Origin of the sequence: Clostridium lundense DSM 17049, from assembly GCF_000619945.1 — a bacterium.
Lineage (GTDB): Bacteria > Bacillota > Clostridia > Clostridiales > Clostridiaceae > Clostridium_AO > Clostridium_AO lundense.
In genome coordinates this window covers 423,950-440,739 of record NZ_JHVC01000001.1, presented here as the reverse complement: position 1 = coordinate 440,739, position 16,790 = coordinate 423,950, and the positions used below count along the sequence as shown (strand labels likewise).

Here is a 16,790-nt window from a genome sequence, read left to right as displayed (position 1 = left end):
TTCCTATAAAATATTCACTCCAACAGCCTTTTCTACATTGTCGTTAATTCTTTTCATTCCAATATTCAGTGAACCTTGATTACTTGGAATGAGTATAATGGCAGGAAGAATCTCTCTATTGTATCTCTCAATGGTTTCTTCCAAATCTTTAGCTACTTGTTCAGTAATAAATATAACACCATATCTATTTGCTGCCATAGTATCTACTGTTTTTTTAGCATCTTCTACATCATCAACTGGAAAAACATCAATACCTATAGCTTTAAATGCTAATACAGAATCCTTATCCCCTACAACTCCTATTTTATACATAAACATCACGCAGCCTTTCTCTTATAACTTCTGGTGCTATATTATTTAATTTTCCAACCATTATTATTCTGAGAATTTTTATTTCAGTTTCCTTGGCAATTATGTAACCTATTAAAGGTTCCACTCCAAAGCTTACATATTTGGCTTTTTTAACATATTCCATAAGATAATTTTCCGAAAGCTTTTCAAAATAACTAATATTGCCTGTATCACTATAATAGTCTAAACCTGACCTTATAATTTTTTCATAAGGCGTATAAGATAACTTATTAACTATACTATCCACAGATTCTAGTTCATAGCTAATTAACAGTTTTTTATCTATGGTTCCGCCTTCTATTAATATTTCCTCTAAAAACTTTCTTTTTTTATTTTGTTTTTTAGCCCTTAATAAAGTTTTTATATTAGTTAAATCTATAGAAACTTTTAAATATTCACTAATAAACTTTTCATTAATTTCTTTAGCTTTAGAAAGCATCTCCTCATACATAAAGCTATCTAATATTATATCTATCTTTTGTGGGTCCTTTTCTTCTTCAAAGGATTTTTTCGCCCTCATAATTCCTTCCCTCATAAAGGAACTAAGATCTTTATAATCTTCATTTAAAATAAATTGTTTTAGTTCCTCTTCTGGGATAGTTCCAACAGGAATTAAAAGATAGGATAAATCCTTATTAAGCGCCTTTCCTTTCATCATTACCTTTATATTATGATAATCATATCTTAAAGCCATAATATGAATAATACTTTTTTCCGGAGATAAGCTATACATAAGATCATATAATCTTTTTAATTCATCGCTTAATAATATCTCATAATCTTCCGGCTTTTTTATATTAACCATATAATTCGAATATTCAGTCTCCGAAAGTACTTTTAAGGCCTCTTCTGAGGAAGAACTATCTATCATTCTGTCTATTTTTGCTTTATCAAGGAGCTTAGTTTCAAATACCCTAATTCTAGCAATTGCATGGGTAAACTGTAAATGTTCCATTTAACTAACCTCCTAACTAAATAGCATCTTTATTATACGAGGCTCTAATTCGTCCCTCAAAGAAAATATTAAAGCTTCAAAGGTATTATTAATCTCTATACCATTTTTTGATAGTATAAATCCACCAATAAAATCTCTTTTTTCTGAGCTAATTTTTATTTCACCTTTTCTGCCATTTTTCTTTAGCTCTTCATTTACTTTATTTATTAGCTCTTCTTTTATATATTTATCATTACTAGACAATATTAAATTCTCATCACCATCTATATTAAGTGATAATAAACTTTCTTTAATAAAGTCTAAATATACTTCCTGAGGAAGTTTATTTAATTTATCTAATGCTTCAACATATACTTTTTCTATTACTTGCCCTTTTGTTTCTAACTTTCTATTGCGAACAAACAAATGGGCATTTGAAATAATTCTTTCTTTTCTACTATTTCCTTCTATATGTGCTTTTTTAATTATTTCTTCTTTTTCTTTTTCTGCTTTACTTACTTGTTGGCTTATAATATCTTTCTCTTGCTTTTTAGCCCCTTCAATAATCTCTTCTGCCTTACCATTGGCATCTGACATTATTTTAGAAATTAAATTGTCTAAATTAGCCACGGAGAATCCTCCTTTACCATTTATTTAAGTCACTATTTATTAATACATTCCTATAAAATTATGAAAACTTATAGCCTTATTCCAACTATCATTATTATAGAAGTAACAAGTGCAATAACTGCATATGTTTCAACCATTGCTGCAAACAATACTCCTTTAAACATGTGCTCTGGTTTCTTAGCTAGTATTGATATACCTGCTGCTGCAGTTTTAGCCTGTGCTATAGCAGATTTCCAACCTGCAAATGCTATTGGTAATGATGCTAGAAATATAAAGAAGCCTGCTCCAATTGGTACTACCTTTGCTCCTCCACCAAGTATTCCTATTTTGTTTAGTATTATAAGGGTGGTAACAAAACCATAAAAGCCCTGTGTACCTGGTATAACTTGTAAAATAAGTGCCTGACCAAATTTGTCAGGGTCTTCTGTTATAAGTCCCGAAGCAGCTTCACCAACTAATCCAACACCTCTTGCTGAACCAATACCTGGGAGAGCTGTAGCTAAAAAAGCACCTAATAGTGCAAATAACATTCCTCCGTTTTGTACCATAAATTCCATGAAAGTTTTAAAACTCATTTAAAATTCCTCCTAATCCTTTATTATTTTATTATATTTATATATTTATTTTTAGCTTTGAATGGAGTAAATTGTTTACCCCCTCCGCTATAAAATTTTCCAAAAAACTCTAAATATTGAAGTCTACATGCATGAACATATGCTCCTAGAGCATTTATTGCAAGATTAAATATGTGTCCTCCAAGGAATATAATTATTCCAAAAATCCATGCAAATATGCCCTTTCCTAAGAGACTAATCATTAAATTAAATGAAGATCCTATAAGTCCTGTAGCAAGCCCTAGAGCCAAAAGTCTTGAATAGGATAAAACGTCTCCTAAATAACCTGTTATTCCATATAATCCAAACAACCCGCCAGCTATTTTGCCTACTATTCCCTTATTACTTCTTCCTTGAGTAGCTACCAGTCCTATTGCTCCAATAATAGCCATATATTTTCCTACCACAGCTAAAGATGAGAAACCACTAGAAGGTCCTGTTAAAAGTAACATTATTCCTGTAAGTGTTAAATACCAAAATCCTACATCAAATAATGCATCCATTACCTTACCAGATCTTATTAACTCATAAGCTTTTATTCCTAGACCTACATATAAATGTATAATACCCATTATTCCTGCTAACAAAAGAACCGATATAGGGTTTGCTGCTGGATCTAACCACAGGGGCTTTATTCCTCCAGGGAAAAATAATTTTGGCGCATCTCCAAAATAACTTCCATAAATCATTCCCCATATAACAGTAGATATACCTATACTTTCAAATAGCCTCATAAACTTTTGAACTGATTCGTCTAGTGGTAACAATCTTAATGCTAAAGCTGATGCTATAAACATTATTGCACCATATCCAGCATCGGATAACATCATCCCAAAGAATATAAAAAAGAATGGTGCCAATAATGGTGTTGGGTCCACCTCATTATATTGTGGCAAACTATATATTGAAGTAATAATCTCATAAGGCTCCACAATACTATTATTTTTCAGTAATATAGGTACATTATCTTCAGGGGATGGTTTCATAAATTCAATAGAATACTCATTGCCACAACATTGTTTTATAATGTCTTCAAATTCTATTTTCTTTTCTTCTGGAGTCCACCCTTCAAATAGTAGCACTTTATCAGTTTTTAAAAAGTTTTCCCCTACTCTTGCTTTGTTTTCTTCCATTTTGTAATATTCATATACTATTTCTAATTCTTCTATTTTATCTTTATATTCTTTTATTTTGTCTACAATATGTAGCTCTTCTTTCTTATAATTTTCTATTCTCTTTTCATAATCTTTTATTATATCTCTAGGAGTGCCACTATACTTTAAATCAACTTTACTTAATCCATACTGTTTAAATAAGTCTTCCGATTGTTCTGCAAACATTTTATGGTATATTATTAATAAATTTATTTCATCTTTTACTACACCTAATTTTTCAATATATGACACACTTATATGATTATTGAAATTTTCCAAAAACTCATCAGCTACATTTTTATTAATAGTACCTAAAAAATAATTTGACGAATGTATACTCTTTAAATCATCAAAAGAAGCATCAAGTTTTATCCAGGGTCTTAATATCTCTATTTCACCTTCAAGTCTGCTAATTTCATTTTTTAATTCATTCAATCTAACATCGTATTTTTTCAAATTTTCATATGTAACTAACCAATTAATTTTTGAACTTAGCTCTTTAACCTCATCGTATTTTAAATTTTTTTTACCCTTTTTTATGGCTTTAAATCCCTTTTCTCTCTCTATAAATCTATTCATAAATTCCAAAGAAAACTTTACCTTTACTAATTCTTCATCAATTTCAGAAGCCTTTTTATGGTCACCAGCACCTTTTAAAAATTCTAATTCCTCTGTAATTTTTTCTTGGAGATTTATAAATTGCACTCCCTGAAATTTTTGTAAATTCTCAAGAAGTATTTCCTTTTGTGAATCAAAAGCCAATAATGTAAACTTACTCATTTTAACTATTGCCATTTATATTCACTATCCTCTCAACCACTAAATTAACAGCCTCCTGAATCTTTTCCTTAGAAATACTAATTATTTCTTGTACTTCTTTTTCTCCAGCTTGCTTTATTCCCTCTGCTTCTTTTTCACCTTCCTCTATAGAAGAATTTATAATCTTTTTTCTTTGTTCATTAGCTTCTTGTATTATATTTTTATATTCTTCATTACCATTTAATTCTCCATCTTTTATTATATTTTTACTTTGTATTTGAGCATTTTTTATTGCCTCTTCTCCTTTCAATTCTGCATCCTTAATACTCTTTATTGCTTCCATTGTCAAAATATCGCCCCCTTAAATTGTATTTAGTATTTGAGGATAATAACTATTAGTTACTATTATACTACTAATAACGATAACTTATCAATAAGTATCAGCTATTATTTTTATATTTGCGGGAATTTTTAGTATATTTATTTTATAGTTTAAATTATAACTAACTTTATTGAATATTTCAACAATTGTTATAATTTAAGCTATTTTTTCATATTTTATTATTTAATTATACTTTTAACCACATAGTTACATCTCTAATTGTATTTATATCATTTTCTTTGAAAAGTATGTAAAATTCTCCTTGTATAACTTTATCATTATTGATAAAGCTAGGTATATCTATCTTAAATTTTTCAATATGGTAATTATTTATAGTTTTATTCTTTTTTAATATATCGCTACTTATTAGATTATCTTTAATATTTTTTTCACAAGCCTTATCTTCTTCCCTATGTAGAAACTGCGGTAACCACTTTTTCTTATTGAACTTTAAATAATCAAATTTTATAATTTCATTTAAAATTTCATTACTATCACCTAGTATTTCCCTATTAAATTCTAAAAATACTTTATAATAATCTGCGGATGATATGTTTCTTGAAAAATAACCCTTATTATAGAAAAAATTCCCTAAGCTATTGTAAAAGCTATATGCACTATTAAATCTATAAATAAAATATTTTATAATAGTATTGAATTTTCCTGAATTATAATATTTATCTACCATTTCTTCGACTCTTTTTAATTGAATTAATTCTTCATAACTTATATCTCTTGTTTTTAATATTTCATATGGTGGATAAGGTGAATAAACCATTCCCCATTTTTTCTCTTCTTCTCTCATAGAAGAACCTTTTAATAGTTTTAAAAATCCTAACTGAATTTCTTCTGGATGTATAGAATATAAATCATTAAATGAGTTGATAAATGAATCATAACTTTCTCCAGGTAAGCCCGCTATAAGATCAAGATGTTGCTTAATATTTTTAATTTTCATAAGCTCCTCAACCTTTTCTTTTATATCATTAAAATTTGCTGTTCTATTAATGTTTTTTAACACTTCATTATTACTAGTCTGTACACCTACCTCAAATTGGAATCTTCCTTTTGGTGCTTTCTTTAACAATTCTATTTCCTCTTCATTAAGTATATCTGCGGATATTTCAAAGTGAAAAGTTGTTTCTGTATCCTGTTTAATTAGGTATCCCCATATTTGTGAAGCAAACCTTGGATTACAGTTAAAAGTTCTATCTACAAATTTAACTAACTGTACTTTTTTATCCATAAAAAATTTCAATTCTCTTTTTACTCTTTCTATATCTAAAAATCTCACTCCGTGAATAGTAGAAGATAAACAGTACTTACAATTAAAGGGACATCCTCTTGAAGCTTCATAATAAACAATTTTATTATTAAAGTCCTCACCTTCTTCATAAGGGAAAATTAATTTATTCATATCCATCAATTCTCTTTTACCTGTATACAACATTTTCCCATCATTTTTATAAAAAAGTCCTTTAATATTTGCAAGTAAATTTTCACTACATTTATTAATCATACATTCTATAAGTTCCCTATAAATATTTTCTCCTTCTCCCTCTATAACATAGTCACAACTAAAATCTTTTAAATAGCTCATCCCATCATAGGATACTTCTGGTCCACCAAACAATATAACTATATTTTCATCAATAAGTTTTATAAGTTTTGAAATCTTCTCCACATATTCAATGTTCCATATATAGCATGAAAAAGCTATTACATCGGGCTTTTCATTAATTAATTCATGAACTATTCTTTCAATCCTATCATTAATAGAAAACTCTTTTATAATACATTCATAATTTAAATCCTTTGTATAAGCTTTTAAGTATCTTACAGCTAAATTACTATGAATAAACTTTGAATTTACTGCAGTTAATATTACCTTCATATTTCATTCTCCTTAATTTAAATATTATTTTTCTTTTGAGCTTTAATATAATATAGACCTTTTTTTTCTTTTAAATCTGTTACAGTAAAATATTCTCCTAAAAGTTTTAATATAGTTTCTTTGGAGTTATCCTCAAATATATTTATATCTCTTATATTTATTTCCTTTACCTTCTCTTCTGGAAGTAAAATCTTTATTTTATTTATAAAAATCTTACTATATCCCTTATCTATATCCCATATATAAATATAACCATCTTTTTTTAAATAATCATATATATCTTTAAACAAGTTTCTTTTATTAAGTTTAAAGTATAAACTACTTAATGTAAAAAACAGCACACAAGAATCATAATATCCTTTTTCTATATTTTTCTCCTCTTCTTTTCCATTAATATATTCTACTTCTAAATCCTTATTAAAGTATTTATGTACATTATATATCACTCCATTATTATTAACTCCTATATCTAAAACATTGCCTTTAAAGAGTTCTTGTTGTAATTCTAATTCAATTTCCTTATTCAATCAAACTTCACCACCTTTACTTAATAATCTATAAAAATTTACTTATACTTGTTAGTATACATTCTTGCAAAGACAAAAAAATCCTCCAAAATAGAGGATTTTTTATTTATTTTTAATGTTTTTTCTTTTTGATAATTTCATAATAATCTACCATAAGTCCTGCTGTAGTTCTTTCAGCCTCGTGTAATATTGCAGAAGCAACATTACTATATCTCTTCTCTCTATCCATTATACTTAAATTTTTCAAGTAGGTATTATTAGCTAAAAAAGCATTATTAATTATATAATCATCTAATTTTTTATATCTTACTACTCCTTCAGTTGCCATAAATGAATAATCACTCATTAATTTGCTTATAATCCATAACTCAAATCTTCTATGACTTTTTAAAAGTTTATTATTTACATGCTGTGGTACAGTAACATCTTGAACTAAATGGCAAGCAGCACCAAAATAAAACATAGCTGTCTCAATATTATTTCCTTCTAAATAATCTAAAGATTTATTGTAGTATTTTTTGCACTCCATTAAAGCGTCTGAAAATCCGTATAGTCCCTTTCCTTTACTGAAGTGATAAAAATGATTAGAACTTTTAAAATCCTGATCTGCCCAGGTAATACCATTATTAATATACATTATATTTTTCTTATAAAACTCATATTCTTCTATGTAACCATCATTTTTTAATATTTCTAAAGCTTGAATAATAATAAATTTGTGTACCGTACAATAAGTCTTTAAAAATTTCTTTTTTAGGGGATTCACAGCATGAAATAATCCTCTTAATGCACTACCATAGGTTTTCTCTATTTTATTGCTCATTTTTAATATGATCTCCTTTTAAATATATAAAAATCAATTTTTTCACCTATATATTATAATAAATATATTTTCTAAAATTATACTACTATATATAATAAATAAATTTATATTTATTATACTCAATTTACTTTTTTAGTGTTAAATGAATATGATCTTCTTCTACATCTGATAGAATATTAAAGATTTCTGTTATTTTAGAGGAACAAACATCTTGTGAGTATTTATTATAATACTGTACTGCATGCTTTTCCCTTTTGTTTGCTAAATCCATTAAAATTGAATCTTCTTCATATTTACTATAATCCATTTTCTTAAGGATAGGCAATTCTTTAAATCCGCCTAATGTCTTATGAATTTTTGCATGCATAAATTCTATATTAGAAAGAGCCTCAAACATCTTTTTTATTTCTTCATTCTTAGCTAATTTTGAAGCCTTCTTATAAAAATCCCCATTGAATACCTCTAACTTCATAGCATGATCTAATATTACAGAAGTAACTTCATCTAATTCTTCAATAGTTAGATTAACTCTGTTCTCTTCCCCCTTACTTATCTCCTTAATATATATACTATCAGCTCCACAAAATGGACAGTGTCTAATATTATCTAGAGAATTACTATATAAAAATGCCTCTTTATTAAATTCATAGTTCTTATCATTTATTATCATACCGCAAATATTACATATATAATTAATCACTTTATCACTCCCAATTAAAACCGATTATTTATGTATATTTTACATCAAACAAATATAATCTTCTAGTATAAATTAACCACAAAATGTGAAGGAAACATTCTTCAAATAATATTTTTTAGCTTATTCTTAGGCTTTGGTGTTTCTTCATTAGAAAAAGAGAAAAAAGATTTTTTGCTAAAAGTTTTTAACTATATTAATGATGTATTAATATTTATTATAATGAAAGTAATGTACATAGCTCCAATTGGAGTATTTGCCCTTATGGCAGACGCCACAGGTACTTTTGGTTATGCAATATTAAAGCGTATATTTGTTCTTTTCATCGTTTATTTAGGAGCTTTAGCTCTTCATAACTTTGGATTTTATTCATTAAATATTAAACTATTTTCCAAATTGCCTTTGAAAAAGTTTTGGTCTAACATATATAAACCTGAATTAGTAGCATTATCTACAGCTTCTTCTATGGCAGCTCTTCCTGTAAACATGGAAACCTGTGAGACTGATCTTGGAGTTTCAAAAGAAACCGCATCTTTTGTTCTTCCTTTAGGAGCTACTATAAATATGGATGGGAATGCTATTTACTATGCCCTAGTAAGTTGTTTTTTTGCTCAAATGTTTGGAATGCACTTAGGTATTTCACAGTATATAGCTATAATTTTTACTGCTACTATAGGTTCAATTGGACAAGCTGGTGTACTAGGTCCTACTCTTCTAGTAGTTGCAGTGCTGCTTTCTGCTAATATTCCTGTAGTAGGGTTACCAATATTATTTGGTGTAGATAGAATTTTTGATATGTTAAGAACTGCTGTTAACATTACAGGAGATGCTTCCTGTGCTATAATTGTAGACAAACTAAAATAATTATAAATTTAATAATCATTAATCAATTTTAAGAAGACGGCTTAATTATAATAACCTCTATCTAATATTAAAAACTAATTTAGATAGAGGTTATTCTTTATCCAATGACTAATCCTTCAAAAATGTACAAACTCTAAAAGTATATATTGTCAACATCTATTTTTAATGTTTTAGTCTACATTTAATTTTAATTTTCTAATAATATTTTACTTATAATATCCATTCTTAGATTTCCTAGTACATTAGATATTTTAATCTCTATAACTCCATTCTTATAAAATCTATCCTCATTAGCATGTACAATTCTAGTTACTTTTTCCTCTAATTTTTCATACTCCATAAGATCCTCTAAATATAGATCTACTAGATCCTTTAAACATATTGCTAACTCCTTTGGATTTTTATAAAGTGTTCTCATTTTATTTTCCTCCATAGTTTATTTCACTAACTATTTATCTACAAAAAATAATTATATCATATTTCATGATATAAAAAAATAAATAAACAATCTTAATATTTTATATATAATCTAAACTCAAAATATCCCCCTCTATTTCCCAGTTAACTCTTTTAAAAAATTAGGCGATAATGTTTATATTAATTATCATATTATAAGGAGGAATACACATGAAAAAAAAATTCATTGCATTTGCTTTAGCCCTTGTACTATGTAATATACCAATTAAAGCTTCTGCTCTGGTATCCACAACCACTAATTCAAATCTTATAACTTATACCGTAGTAAGTGGTGATTCATTATGGAAAATTTCTACTATATATAAAACTTCTATACAAAATATTATGCAGATTAATAATCTAACTAATACTTCAATAATGATTGGTCAAAAATTAATCATTCCAGATAATAGAGTAACTACAATAAATTATACGGTAGTAATTGGAGATAATCTTTGGTCAATAGCTAATAAATATGGTACAACTATGGATACTATAATGAAAAGTAATTATCTTCAAAGTACAAATATAATGCCTGGCCAAATCTTAACTATACCAGTAAATTCAACTACTGTGGTAACACCTATTGGAATAAGTATGGACAAGCCTCGTTTAAATAACAATTATGGAGATATATATAATTGGGAAAATGGTAGAAGATTATTTACAGTTGATACTATTGGCACTTTAAAAGATTTAAATACAGGAGTGTGCTTTAATATTAAATATTATGGTGGTTCAAATCATGCAGATATAGTTCCTCTTACTAAAGATGATACTGCAAATATAAAAAAGATTTTCCCAACTTGGACTTGGGCAAATAGACCAATGTTATTATGCTTTTCCCAAGGAGGAAAATCCTATGAAATGGCAGTAAGTATGGCTGGTATGCCTCACTCTACAACCAATATATATGATAATGGTGTAGATGGTCATTTTGACTTATATTTTCATAATAGTACGAGCCATAATACAAATGAACTATCACCAAGTCATGAAAAAAATATTCGTTTAGCTAATGGACAATCTTTTTAAAAAGTGCATAGCACTTTTCTAGAGCACAGATAATAGGGAAAATTCCTCTTTATCTGTGCTTTATACTATATAAAAAGTTTTTTCTCAATGTTTTTATTTTGTAATATTTAACTTTTCTCTGAATAAGTATTTATTGTTAATAATTTTTGGAGTTTTATATTATGAAAAAAGACACCTTTTTTAGGGATTCTTTTATATTAACCTTATCTAATCTTACTACTGGAATTCTTGGATTTACCTTTTCTATAATACTATCGCATAAACTAGGTGCTGAAGGTATGGGATTATATGGACTTATAATGCCTATATATAATTTATTTATATGTTTAATATCTGGTGGAATGATTGCTGCTATCTCCAAAGTATCTGCTGAGTTTATAAATAAAAAAGATTATAGAAATTTAAATAAAACTATAGATACATCCATAGTTTTTGACATAGTATGGTCATTAATTGTAGTTTTCTTTGTTTTTATAAACTCTGATTCTATTAGCAAATACATAATAAAAGATATTAGATCCGCTAATGCATTAAAAATAATTTGTCCTGCTATGGTATTTATAGCTATATCTTCTATATTAAAAGGATACTTTTATGGTATATCTAAAATTAAAATACCAGCTTTTATAGATATATCAGAAAAGGCCTTAAGAATAGTGTTTATAGTGGTAATAACTACCATATTGTCATTAAATGAAATAAAGGATACAGTAACTTTTGCATATATAGCTTTACTTTTAGGAGAATTTACAAGCACATTTTTTTTATATTTATTCTATAAAATAAATAGCAATAAAAACCCTTATAGTCCCTATTCCCAAGAAGGTAGAGCTCAATTATTATTTAATGTTCTTTCTATATCTTTCCCTCTATGCTTAAATGGATTTTTATCTACAGGGCTATCCACCGTTTCTACATTGTTAGTACCTAGAAGATTAATTCATGCTGGCTTTGATTATAGTTCTGCTTTATCTACTATAGGCAAGTTTACAGGTATGAGTTTAGTTATAGTTTTTTTCCCAATGCTTGTTGTAAATTCTATGTCAACTATTTTAATTCCAGATATATCTCAAAGTGTTAGCAATAAAGACTATTGGGGCACAGAGGATAGGATCAAGACTGTATTTAAAATAAGCTTTTTATTAGGACTTTCAACTATGCTTTTATGCACAACTATTCCAGATTCTTTAGGTATGTTATTTTTTAAAAGAGATGACCTTGGAAAATACATCTTATTTTCTTCTTTAGCTGCCCCTTTTCTATATCCATCAGCTACTACCTTTGGTATATTAAACGGATTAGGAAAGCAAGGAAAATTGCTTAGAAACTCTCTAATTGTATCCATAGAAGAAATAGTTTTATTGTTTATTTTAGTTGGAATTCCAACCATAAATATATATGGATATGCATTAACTATTACAATTACTTCTTTAACTACTATATTTTTAAATATTTATGAAATAAGAAAAACTTATTTTATTGATATAAATGGAAGTGAAATTTTAATAATTCTACTTACTTCCTTATTAATGTTTTTTGTACTTAATATACTTAAAAATGTGCTTCCAAATAGCCTATATGTATTTAAATATATAGTTATGATAATCACTAGTTTTTCATTAATATTTATAGCAAACATTATGATTAAAGAAAGTAAATAAAAAAGAACTTTACACTTACTTATATAGAAAAGTGAAGAGCAAAAGTGAATAGTGAAGGAAGCTTTTCTTACATTATCAATACTATCATTACTGAAAAGCCTTATTATTTTTATCTATTAGTTAAAAATAATCTTCCTTAACTTTTCACTCCAAATTTCTAGTTCTTCACTTATCTATCTAACTCTTTCCATCATAAACTTTGGTATTACTTTCATAAATTTCGATGGAAAATATCTGAAATCAGCCATAGTAACTCCCCCTGTGAGTATTAAACAGAATAAATAAGCATAAATTCCTAATACTATAGATATAACTGTAGCTAAAGCATTAATTAAATATGCCATCCCCACAAAATTATAAAGTAAATTTATAGAAGTATATGTGACATAAACTACAATACTCATAACTACTGCTGAAAGTGCTGGTTTTAATCCATGACTTAACATTTTAAATTTTATACTTAAAGATTTTTTTAACATTCTACTATTTAAAATTATCGGAATAGTATATCCTATGATGCTACCATATACCGCTCCAAGTATATTAATTTCTGGGATAGATATTAAGAAATAGTTAGCTAATAACTTACATGCTATACCAATAACAGAATAAATAGTGGCAGTATACAGCTTTCCAATACTTTGTAATATAGTAGTTTGAATTTGCATTATAGACATTAAAACAAGTACTATTGAACCATACTTCATTAAGAATGAACCTTCTCCAAATTTCAACATAGAAAATATAGGTTCACTTAAGACTGCTAGTCCAAAAGCAGAAGGAATAGCTATTAAAAAACATAGTCTAAATGCATATTTGATTTTATCTCTTACCTGTCCTTTGTCTTTTAGTGCAGCAGCACTAGATATAGAAGGCAGGATCGCTACTGCTAAAGATGTTACTATAGCAATAGGTACATTTAAAAGTTGCTGGTATTTCACAAGATAACCAAATAAGGTAGAAGCATATTCGTCTGGTATTCCTCCAGCTATAAGTCTTGCCTTTGTGTTTCCTACATCTATTAGATTCCCAGCATAAGTCATACCCACACATATAGTAATTGGTACACCATAGCTAATAACTTTTCTTAATATTTGTTTTGTACTCAGTCTTCTTATTTCCATTTCATTATAGCCTTTAGGCACTTTTATCTTTTTATGCCTTTCATAGTACATTATTAAATAGGCAGCTGACACAAAAGCCCCTAATGAAGTCCCTATAGTTCCACCAGCGCATCCAGCTTCTATTCCATATTTCATAAGTAGCGCTGCAAATATTAATGTGAAAATAGTATTTATAATTTGCTCCATTACTTGAGAAACCGCTGTAGGAACCATATTTCCCCATCCTTGAAAGTATCCTCTATAAGCTGAGGCTATAGATGTAAATAATATAGCTGGTGACAAAGCAAGGATTGATAAGTACGCTTTATCATAATGCACAGACTGGGATAAGAATCTAGCAGATATTATCATTAAAATAGTCATAGAACTACCTATTAATAGTAATATAAATCTTGATATTTTAAAACTTTTTACTGCATCCTTATAATTCTTTACCGCTGTTAATTCAGATATCAGTTTAGATATAGCTACTGGAATTCCCGAATTAGTAATTACATATATAAATACATATACAGAATAAGCTGCTCCATATACTCCATATCCCTCATCTGTTATAATACTCTTTAAAAAAGGTATGTATAGCAAGGATAACACCTTAACTATCATACCTGCTGCCGATAATACAGCAAAACCTTTAGTAGTTGATTGGTCCTTCATTTTTAATTCTCCTTATTCATTAAAACTTAAAAACATCATTTTTAATTTTCTTTAAAACAGGAGGCAGAGTTTCAGCTATTGTTTTATTTTTCATGTAATTAAATTTTTCTGGACAATCTTTAAATATCAACTTGTATGCATAAAGATATTGATAGTCTATACCATATTTATTATAAAAGAAACTATTAATTTTACTTTTACCATATTTGCTATCTCCTACTATAGGATTCCCCAAATGATTTAAATGTGCTCTTAGCTGATGACTTCTTCCAGTTATTAAATCTATTTCAATTAGGGAATAAAGACCACAAGTTTGTAATGTTTTGACTTCCATAGCAATTTTTTTACTTCCATTAACTTTCTTATCATGAATAGTAGATATATTGTTTTCATTATTTTTTAATATATATGCTTCATAAATTCCATCTTTAATCTTTCCAAGTACTAACGCCTGATAATATTTGTTTATCTTTCTTTCCCTCACCATTTCATTTAATAACTTTAAAGCTTCATAATTTTTACCAAATATAACTATACCAGAAGTATTTCTGTCTAATCTATTACAAGAAGCTGGTGTAAAGGTCACTTCATTTTCAGGAATATAGTCTCCTTTATCACATAGATAAGTCAACACATAATCAGTTAAAGTTGGTTCCCCTGCCTTTTTATCGGAATGAACTAAAATTCCTGGCCATTTTTCTACCAATAACATGTTTTCATCTTCATAGGTGATTTTTATTTTATTAAAATCCTCAACTTTAATAAATTTTTTATCTTTCCCTTTTTCAGTTACAATTTCTCTAGTTTCTACTACGTCTCCTAAATTTAAAGAATATTTTTCTTTAATTTTCTTACCATTGACTTTTACATCACCTTTTCTAATACTTTTATAAATAGCACTTAGGGGTACATCCTTTAACCATTTTCTTAAAAACTTATCAATTCTTTGTCCTGCTTCATTATTTCCTATTTCAACTCTCATTTGAACACTCCTTCAAAAAAATTTTGCATATAATTATTGTGATAATTACCATTTAAAATTTATGTTATTTAAAAAGTCAACTGCCAATTGACATTGTATAGCTACACCAATAGGTAAACTATCTTCATCAATATCAAATAAGCTTCCATGGGCAGGATTTACAATCCCTTTTTCTTCATTTTTTACCCCTAGATAATAAAACAATGATGGCCTTTCCATAGAGAAGTAAGCAAAGCTTTCTACTCCCATATTAGGATTATCTAATTTCACTAAATTATCTTCTTTTACTATCTTTGAGGCACTATGTAAAAACAAATCATACATATCATCATTATTATATAAACAAGGATAACTTTCATCTATAGTTATTTCACATTTTCCTCTCAAAGAATTAGTAACTCCTTCTGTTATTTCTAGAATTCTTCTCTTTACATACTCCCTATCTTCACTGGTCATAGTTCTTATAATACCTGAAATAGTAACTTCTTCTGGAATTATGTTTTGCGCAGTACCTCCATTTATAGAACCTATTGTTAACACTGCTGGATGCTGAGGAGGTAATTCTCTACTTACTATAGACTGTAAGTTTACAATAACACTAGCACTTATAAAAATTGGATCAATAGTTGTATGTGGATTTGCTCCATGTCCTCCCTTTCCTTTTATCTTTATAGTAAAGGGATTAGAAGCTGCATTTACTACACTTTTTTTTATGCCAACTTTTCCACAATTAATATTCTCATCTACATGTAGCCCAATAACTGCATCTACCTGAGGATTTTGTAATACTCCCTCTTTTATCATAATTTTAGCTCCCCCAGTAGTTTCCTCTGCTGGCTCAAAAAATAATTTTACATTTCCATTTAATTTATCTTTCATATTATTCAGAATCAATGCTGTTCCCAAAAGTATTGCAGTATGTGCATCGTGACCACAAGCATGCATTTTTCCTTGAATTTGTGAAGCATAGCTACAATTTTTATTATCTTGTAGAGGAAGAGCATCCATATCTGCTCTTATAGCTATAGTTTTTTCACTTTTTCCTTTAATCACAGCACAAATTCCTGTACCCGCAGTTTCTGTATATTGAATTCTATTATTATTTAAAAATTCCTTTATAATGGAAGATGTCCTTTTTTCCTCATAACCAAGTTCTGGATGCATGTGAAAATCTCTTCTCCAATTTATTATGGTATCTTTTATATTATTTGCTTCCTCTAAGAAATCAAAATATTTTTCTTTCATA

17 protein-coding genes are annotated in these 16,790 nt (G+C 27.8%); 3 read left to right on the top strand and 14 right to left on the bottom strand.

Annotated elements, in window-relative coordinates; all coding sequences use genetic code 11:
* Positions 1-3: 3 nt before the first annotated feature.
* The 10 genes from T514_RS0102050 to T514_RS0102005 all read right to left on the bottom strand — a co-directional run bounded on the left by T514_RS0102050 (position 4) and on the right by T514_RS0102005 (position 8,738).
* Positions 4-312 (bottom strand): V-type ATP synthase subunit F, encoded by a 309-nt coding sequence (locus T514_RS0102050; protein WP_027623248.1) that lies wholly within the window; start codon positions 310-312, stop codon positions 4-6.
* Positions 305-1,306 carry a V-type ATP synthase subunit C gene (locus T514_RS0102045; protein ID WP_027623247.1) on the bottom strand — a complete coding sequence of 334 codons (1,002 nt, stop codon included), beginning with the start codon at positions 1,304-1,306 and terminating at the stop codon, positions 305-307. Before T514_RS0102045 ends, T514_RS0102050 begins: the two co-directional genes overlap by 8 nt.
* Before the next feature lie 12 nt (positions 1,307-1,318).
* On the bottom strand, positions 1,319-1,915 hold the full coding sequence (locus T514_RS0102040; protein ID WP_027623246.1) for a V-type ATP synthase subunit E: 597 nt from the start codon (positions 1,913-1,915) through the stop codon (positions 1,319-1,321).
* A gap of 68 nt (positions 1,916-1,983) precedes the next feature.
* Positions 1,984-2,490, bottom strand: a complete 507-nt coding sequence (locus T514_RS0102035; protein ID WP_027623245.1) for a V-type ATP synthase subunit K — start codon at positions 2,488-2,490, stop codon at positions 1,984-1,986.
* Positions 2,491-2,513: 23 nt separating this feature from the next.
* Positions 2,514-4,478, bottom strand: coding sequence for a V-type ATP synthase subunit I (locus T514_RS0102030; RefSeq protein ID WP_027623244.1), 1,965 nt, complete (start codon positions 4,476-4,478; stop codon positions 2,514-2,516).
* Positions 4,465-4,785 (bottom strand): ATPase, encoded by a 321-nt coding sequence (locus tag T514_RS0102025; RefSeq protein ID WP_242850547.1) that lies wholly within the window; start codon positions 4,783-4,785, stop codon positions 4,465-4,467. The genes T514_RS0102030 and T514_RS0102025 overlap by 14 nt, the downstream gene beginning before the upstream one ends.
* Positions 4,786-5,011: 226 nt before the next feature.
* Entirely contained in the window at positions 5,012-6,718 is a 1,707-nt protein-coding gene (locus T514_RS0102020; RefSeq protein WP_027623242.1) for a B12-binding domain-containing radical SAM protein, read from the bottom strand.
* Positions 6,719-6,735: 17 nt separating this feature from the next.
* The gene (locus T514_RS0102015; protein ID WP_027623241.1) at positions 6,736-7,245 is read right to left on the bottom strand and encodes a hypothetical protein; all 510 of its coding nucleotides are present in this window, start codon (positions 7,243-7,245) and stop codon (positions 6,736-6,738) included.
* Positions 7,246-7,357: 112 nt separating this feature from the next.
* On the bottom strand, positions 7,358-8,068 hold the full coding sequence (locus T514_RS0102010; protein ID WP_027623240.1) for a phospholipase C: 711 nt from the start codon (positions 8,066-8,068) through the stop codon (positions 7,358-7,360).
* Positions 8,069-8,192: 124 nt separating this feature from the next.
* Entirely contained in the window at positions 8,193-8,738 is a 546-nt protein-coding gene (locus T514_RS0102005) for a ferritin family protein (RefSeq protein WP_156939789.1), read from the bottom strand.
* Positions 8,739-8,864: 126 nt separating this feature from the next.
* On the opposite strand from T514_RS0102005, the gene T514_RS23705 reads away from it, so the two are divergent.
* Positions 8,865-9,629: a dicarboxylate/amino acid:cation symporter gene (locus tag T514_RS23705; protein ID WP_084284232.1), complete on the top strand. Its 765-nt coding sequence runs from the start codon at positions 8,865-8,867 to the stop codon at positions 9,627-9,629.
* 187 nt (positions 9,630-9,816) lie between these two features.
* On the opposite strand, the gene T514_RS0101995 is transcribed toward T514_RS23705, so the two are convergent.
* Positions 9,817-10,047 carry a TIGR04540 family protein gene (locus T514_RS0101995; protein WP_027623238.1) on the bottom strand — a complete coding sequence of 77 codons (231 nt, stop codon included), beginning with the start codon at positions 10,045-10,047 and terminating at the stop codon, positions 9,817-9,819.
* Positions 10,048-10,256: 209 nt separating this feature from the next.
* Between T514_RS0101995 and T514_RS23700 the strand changes: the two genes are divergently transcribed.
* Together T514_RS23700 and spoVB are read left to right on the top strand one after the other, a co-directional pair.
* Complete coding sequence (locus T514_RS23700; protein ID WP_051541711.1) at positions 10,257-11,120, top strand: LysM peptidoglycan-binding domain-containing protein; 864 nt, start codon at positions 10,257-10,259, stop codon at positions 11,118-11,120.
* Between the two features lie 161 nt (positions 11,121-11,281).
* The gene (gene spoVB / locus T514_RS0101985; RefSeq protein WP_027623237.1) at positions 11,282-12,781 is read left to right on the top strand and encodes a stage V sporulation protein B; all 1,500 of its coding nucleotides are present in this window, start codon (positions 11,282-11,284) and stop codon (positions 12,779-12,781) included.
* Between the two features lie 173 nt (positions 12,782-12,954).
* Here spoVB and T514_RS0101980 read toward each other — a convergent pair whose 3' ends face one another.
* The 3 genes from T514_RS0101980 to T514_RS0101970 are packed head-to-tail and all read right to left on the bottom strand — an operon-like array spanning position 12,955 to position 16,789.
* Positions 12,955-14,562, bottom strand: a complete 1,608-nt coding sequence (locus T514_RS0101980; RefSeq protein WP_027623236.1) for a putative polysaccharide biosynthesis protein — start codon at positions 14,560-14,562, stop codon at positions 12,955-12,957.
* A 19-nt stretch (positions 14,563-14,581) separates the two neighbouring features.
* Positions 14,582-15,544 (bottom strand): RluA family pseudouridine synthase, encoded by a 963-nt coding sequence (locus T514_RS0101975; RefSeq protein ID WP_027623235.1) that lies wholly within the window; start codon positions 15,542-15,544, stop codon positions 14,582-14,584.
* A 45-nt stretch (positions 15,545-15,589) separates the two neighbouring features.
* Complete coding sequence (locus tag T514_RS0101970; RefSeq protein WP_027623234.1) at positions 15,590-16,789, bottom strand: M20 metallopeptidase family protein; 1,200 nt, start codon at positions 16,787-16,789, stop codon at positions 15,590-15,592.
* Position 16,790 lies beyond the last annotated feature (1 nt).

Excerpts from the sequence above, each read along its gene's own strand:
- T514_RS23700 (WP_051541711.1), top strand. The coding sequence starts at position 10,257 with ATGAAAAAAAAATTCATTGCATTTGCTTTAGCCCTTGTACTATGTAAT.
- T514_RS0102045 (WP_027623247.1), bottom strand. The coding sequence starts at position 1,306 with ATGGAACATTTACAGTTTACCCATGCAATTGCTAGAATTAGGGTATTT.
- T514_RS0102025 (WP_242850547.1), bottom strand. The coding sequence starts at position 4,785 with ATGGAAGCAATAAAGAGTATTAAGGATGCAGAATTGAAAGGAGAAGAG.
- spoVB (WP_027623237.1), top strand. The coding sequence starts at position 11,282 with ATGAAAAAAGACACCTTTTTTAGGGATTCTTTTATATTAACCTTATCT.
- T514_RS0101995 (WP_027623238.1), bottom strand. The coding sequence starts at position 10,047 with ATGAGAACACTTTATAAAAATCCAAAGGAGTTAGCAATATGTTTAAAG.
- T514_RS0102035 (WP_027623245.1), bottom strand. The coding sequence starts at position 2,490 with ATGAGTTTTAAAACTTTCATGGAATTTATGGTACAAAACGGAGGAATG.
- T514_RS0101975 (WP_027623235.1), bottom strand. The coding sequence starts at position 15,544 with ATGAGAGTTGAAATAGGAAATAATGAAGCAGGACAAAGAATTGATAAG.
- T514_RS0101970 (WP_027623234.1), bottom strand. The coding sequence starts at position 16,789 with ATGAAAGAAAAATATTTTGATTTCTTAGAGGAAGCAAATAATATAAAA.
- T514_RS0102005 (WP_156939789.1), bottom strand. The coding sequence starts at position 8,738 with ATGATAATAAATGATAAGAACTATGAATTTAATAAAGAGGCATTTTTA.
- T514_RS0102020 (WP_027623242.1), bottom strand. The coding sequence starts at position 6,718 with ATGAAGGTAATATTAACTGCAGTAAATTCAAAGTTTATTCATAGTAAT.
- T514_RS0102010 (WP_027623240.1), bottom strand. The coding sequence starts at position 8,068 with ATGAGCAATAAAATAGAGAAAACCTATGGTAGTGCATTAAGAGGATTA.
- T514_RS0102050 (WP_027623248.1), bottom strand. The coding sequence starts at position 312 with ATGTATAAAATAGGAGTTGTAGGGGATAAGGATTCTGTATTAGCATTT.
- T514_RS0101980 (WP_027623236.1), bottom strand. The coding sequence starts at position 14,562 with ATGAAGGACCAATCAACTACTAAAGGTTTTGCTGTATTATCGGCAGCA.
- T514_RS0102030 (WP_027623244.1), bottom strand. The coding sequence starts at position 4,478 with ATGGCAATAGTTAAAATGAGTAAGTTTACATTATTGGCTTTTGATTCA.